This is a genomic window from Vibrio sp. M260118, assembly GCF_036533755.1.
Lineage (GTDB): Bacteria > Pseudomonadota > Gammaproteobacteria > Enterobacterales > Vibrionaceae > Vibrio.
In genome coordinates this window covers 1-4718 of sequence record NZ_JATABG010000289.1, presented here as the reverse complement: position 1 = coordinate 4718, position 4718 = coordinate 1, and the positions used below count along the sequence as shown (strand labels likewise).

Genomic DNA, 4718 nt, shown 5'->3' with positions numbered 1-4718 from the left:
GCCTTAGCGTGTGTTGTCATCCTGATGCACGGCAACTTATTGCGATATCAAACAGAAATGCTTTTTCAAGCTGGTCGGGATATTACCATAATCGCGGACGTTGACAGCCTTTTTAGGCCAATAAATTTCGGCTTTCAGGGCATTGTTGTAGTTAGATCAATCAATGGTGAAGCCTTAACCACTTTAAACCAACCTAAGATACGTTTAAACAGCCCAACGTTACTGAATTTGGGAGACCAGCTTTCAGCGCATATCAAAATCAAACCCATCGTCGGGTTGATGAATGATGTTGGCTACGACGCAGAGCTGCATGCTCTGAGTCAAGGCATCGTAGGGATTGGTTCAATTACGCCGAAACAGAGTTATTTTGTCGTTAGCAACCCAAGCGTAAGAATGCAGATGATCTCCTCGGTTCAAGCTCGTACTGAATCGCTTGAGCATAGAGCCATGGTTTTGGCACTGCTATTTGGTATTCGAGATGATATTAGTCAGCAAACCTGGCAACAGCTTAAACAGAGTGGACTCAGTCATTTGATTGCCATTTCCGGTTTACATGTCGGTATTGCGTTTGCGATAGGCTGGGCATTAGGAATCATACTAGCCAGAGTTCATCGACTGTTATTGTATTCGCCGATACTGCTTGGCTTAACCCTGGCGCTTTGCTACGCATGGCTCGCAGGATTCTCCATTCCAACCCAACGTGCACTAGTTATGTGCATACTACTGTGTTTCTTACAGCAGTTAGCAGGACATTTACCTAGCTTGTACAAGTGGTTACTGGTTCTAGCTGTTTTATTGTGTTTCGACCCATTTGCTGCAGCATCGGCGAGTTTATGGATGTCGATGATTGCCGTGGGTATTTTGCTGTTCTACCAGGGAATACGAACAAAACGTGGCTACTTTGTTGTAGATGCCATTAAGGTTCAACTGTTTTTAATTGTGTTTATGGCGCCCCTAGTCATCTACCTGTTTCATGGCGTTAGTATAGGTGCAGTCTTCTATAATTTAATCTTTGTTCCTTGGTTCTCCTTAGTTGTTATTCCTTTGGTGTTTGTTGCCTTCAGCGCTCAGCTGTTGCTTGAATCACCAATGCTACCTTGGTGGGGATTGGATAGAAGTTTAGCCTTGGTTCAGTGGGCAATGAATTATTCTGAATGGGGATGGAGTGATGTATCAAGGCAAACGCTCACTTGCTTAATGATTGGTATTTTGCTGCTGTTTCTCAATCGAGTAGTGTCGAAGCGCTATCTTACTCTTCTAGCAGTTTGTATTGGGCTAGGTATTAGCAACTGGCGAGAAGCCCCTCTGTGGCGGTTAGTGGTTCTTGATGTCGGCCACGGCCTTTCCGTTGTTGTCCAACAAGGAGAACGCGCGCTGTTGTACGATACAGGGGCTGCTTGGAACACGTCGAGTATTGCGGAACAAATCATTACCCCTTGGATGATAAGTCACGGAATCAATAACTTAGATTATTTTGCCATTAGCCATTTTGATAACGACCATGCGGGCGGTGCAGATCAAATCAAAGCCAAATGGCAGCCAAGAACTGTCATAACCAGTCAGTGGGATCATTCAGTGACACCCTGCATTGCAGGTAAGTCATGGCAATGGGATAAAGTCACTATCGAAGCGATATGGCCACCGAAGACAGTGTTACGTGCATACAACCCTCACTCGTGCGTTATTAGGCTCAAGCATCAAGCCAGTTCGGCAACTCTGCTGTTGGCCGGTGACATAGAGACCATCGCTGAATGGATACTGGTCAGGAAGCCGGGACGATTAGATTCCGATATTCTGCTCGTTCCTCACCATGGTAGTAAAACTTCTTCCACTGCTGCGTTTGTAAAAGCCGTGAACCCAGAGGTTGCGATTGCCTCATTAGCGATGAGTGGTCGCTGGGCATTGCCAAATAAAACAGTGGTACAAAGGTACAAAGATGCTGGAGCGAAATGGATGGACACAGGGCAGCATGGTCAGATATCAATCGATTTCTATCCACAAACTTATCAAGTAACGGCGCTAAGGGAGTTCAAAGGTAAGACTTGGTATAGGCAGATGCTACGTAACCGAGTAGAATAGCGTCTCTATTGTAAAAGAAAAATAAGCACTTCTATGTCTCTGAATCAAGACGAAACCACGTGGCAAACCTTTCAGCGCTTGTGGACCTACATCCGATTGTACAAAGCAGGTCTGGCTGTCGCTGTTGTTGCGCTCATTGTTAACGCCGCCGCTGACACTTACATGATGTCACTCCTTAAACCCCTATTAGATGAGGGCTTTGGAGACGCCGGCTCGAATTTTCTAAGAATCGTACCCTTCATTATCTTTGGTATGATGGTTTTGCGTGGCCTAAGTGGTTTCGTATCCACATATTGCTTGAGTTGGGTTTCTGGCAATGTAGTGATGGAGATGAGGCGGGCTATCTTTAATCAGTTTATGCATATGCCAGTTTCCTATTTTGATAAGGAATCAGCAGGTGGGTTGCTGTCGCGCATTACCTATGACTCGGAACAAGTTGCTGGAGCTACCAGTCGTGCCTTGGTGAGTATTGTTCGCGAGGGAGCGAGCATTATCGGCTTATTGGTTTTGATGTTCTGGAATAGTTGGCAGCTCTCACTGGTTTTGATTGTTGTTGCGCCAATTGTGGCTTGGGGTATCAGCTTTGTTTCTAAGCGCTTCCGTAAGATCTCTAAAAATATGCAAGAGGCGATGGGTAGTGTGACCTCTTCGGCAGAGCAGATGCTTAAAGGCCATAAAGTGGTATTGAGCTATGGTGGTCAAGAAGTTGAGAAAGCGCGCTTCGACTCAGTCAGCAATGGCATGCGTCAGCAATCGATGAAGTTGGTTGCGGCTCAGGCAATCGCGAACCCCGTGATCCAAGTTATTGCATCTCTTGCTTTGGTTGTCGTGCTATTTTTAGCAAGCGTTGATTCAATTCGCACAGAGCTGACTCCAGGTACTTTTACGGTTGTATTCTCCGCCATGTTCGGTTTGATGCGTCCACTTAAAGCACTGACCAATGTCACATCAGATTTCCAGCGCGGTATGGCCGCAAGCCAAACCCTGTTTGCGTTAATGGATCTAGAGACAGAGCAGGATAACGGAAAATACCAAGTTGAAAAGGTGCGCGGCGAAATCGAAGTGAAAGACGTTACCTTTACCTATGAAGGTAAAGAGAAACCTGCGCTAAGCAATGTTAGCTTTAAAATTCCTAAGGGAAAAACCGTGGCGCTGGTTGGCCGTTCAGGCTCCGGGAAAAGTACCATTGCCAACCTGTTTACCCGCTTCTACGATGTTGATTCAGGTAACATTTATCTAGATGACCACGACGTTCGTGATTACAGCTTGACCAATCTACGTTCTCACTTTGCTTTGGTTTCGCAAAACGTGCATCTGTTCAACGACACTATTGCAAATAACATCTCTTACGCGGCGAATGAGCAATACAGCCGAGAGCAGATTGAGCATGCAGCTCGCTTGGCCTATGCGATGGATTTTATCGATAACATGGATGATGGCCTTGATACCATGATTGGCGAAAATGGTGCGAGCCTGTCTGGCGGTCAGAGACAACGTATTGCGATTGCACGAGCGCTTCTGCGTGATGCTCCTGTCTTGATTCTCGATGAGGCGACATCGGCTCTGGATACTGAATCTGAGAAGGCGATTCAATCGGCACTCGATGAGCTGCAGAAGAACAAAACGGTTCTGGTTATTGCTCACCGTCTCTCTACAATTGAAAACGCTGATGAGATCTTAGTCGTTGACGAAGGTGAAATCGTTGAGCGCGGCAATCACAGTGAGTTGATTGAAAAAGATGGCGCTTATGCACAGCTACATAGAATTCAGTTCGGTGCCTAATGATTGAGAAAATCTGGTTTGAGAATCATCCGCTAAAGTACTTACTATGGCCGCTTTTGTGGCCATTAAGTTTGTTGTTTGGTTCGATTAGTCGTTCTAGGCGTGCGGATTATCAAACGGGTAAACGAACGAGTTACAAAGCGCCAGTCCCTGTGATCGTAGTTGGTAATATCACCGCAGGTGGTAATGGTAAAACGCCAGTGGTGATTTGGCTGGTAGAGAAGCTTCAAGCCCTTGGTTATAAGCCGGGTGTAGTGTCACGTGGTTATGGGGCTAAAGCTCCGATCTATCCGTTATTAGTTGAAGACGAAACGTCAGCGAAACATTGTGGTGACGAGCCAAAGCTCATTTTTAAACGCACTGGCGCTCCAGTTGCGGTTTCTCCAACCAGAAGTGACGCTGTAAAGGCGCTGCTGCCACTTGGTGTCGACATCATCATTACCGATGACGGTCTACAGCACTACGCTCTGCAGCGCGATGTTGAGATAGTGGTGGTTGATGGGGTAAGACGTTTTGGTAACGAGTCTCTAATACCCTTGGGACCATTGCGCGAATCAACGGATAGGTTAGCAGAAGTGGACTTTATCATCACCAATGGTGGCAGTGCGCACAGCAATGAAGCGGCAATGGTGCTAAAACCGACTCAAGCCGTCAATCTAAACACTCAACAACGTGAAGATGTTGCTAAGCTTGATGGCCGTCTAGTAGCAATGGCTGGAATTGGGCATCCGCCAAGATTTTTTAATACACTTGAACAATTGGGGGCAAAACCAGCGGTACAGCAAGGTTTTGTCGATCACAAAGATTTTGAACCGTCAGAGTTGAATGCTCTTGCCGCGAAAGGCGAGCATATGATT

General features: G+C 46.3%; 3 protein-coding genes. All 3 read left to right on the top strand.

All coding sequences use genetic code 11. The features are described 5' to 3' along the window. The coding region (locus QTO00_RS15120; RefSeq protein WP_331425528.1) for a DNA internalization-related competence protein ComEC/Rec2 at nucleotides 1-2079 on the top strand (2079 nt) is incomplete at its 5' end. A gap of 33 nt (nucleotides 2080-2112) precedes the next feature. Continuing rightward, entirely contained in the window at nucleotides 2113-3861 is a 1749-nt protein-coding gene (gene msbA, locus QTO00_RS15115; protein ID WP_331425527.1) for a lipid A ABC transporter ATP-binding protein/permease MsbA, read from the top strand. Continuing rightward, the coding region (lpxK, locus tag QTO00_RS15110; protein ID WP_331425526.1) for a tetraacyldisaccharide 4'-kinase at nucleotides 3861-4718 on the top strand (858 nt) is incomplete at its 3' end. The genes msbA and lpxK, both read left to right, overlap by 1 nt.

What these genes read in the sequence shown, in the direction of transcription:
- msbA (WP_331425527.1), top strand. Translation starts at nt 2,113, where the DNA reads ATGTCTCTGAATCAAGACGAAACCACGTGGCAAACCTTTCAGCGCTTG.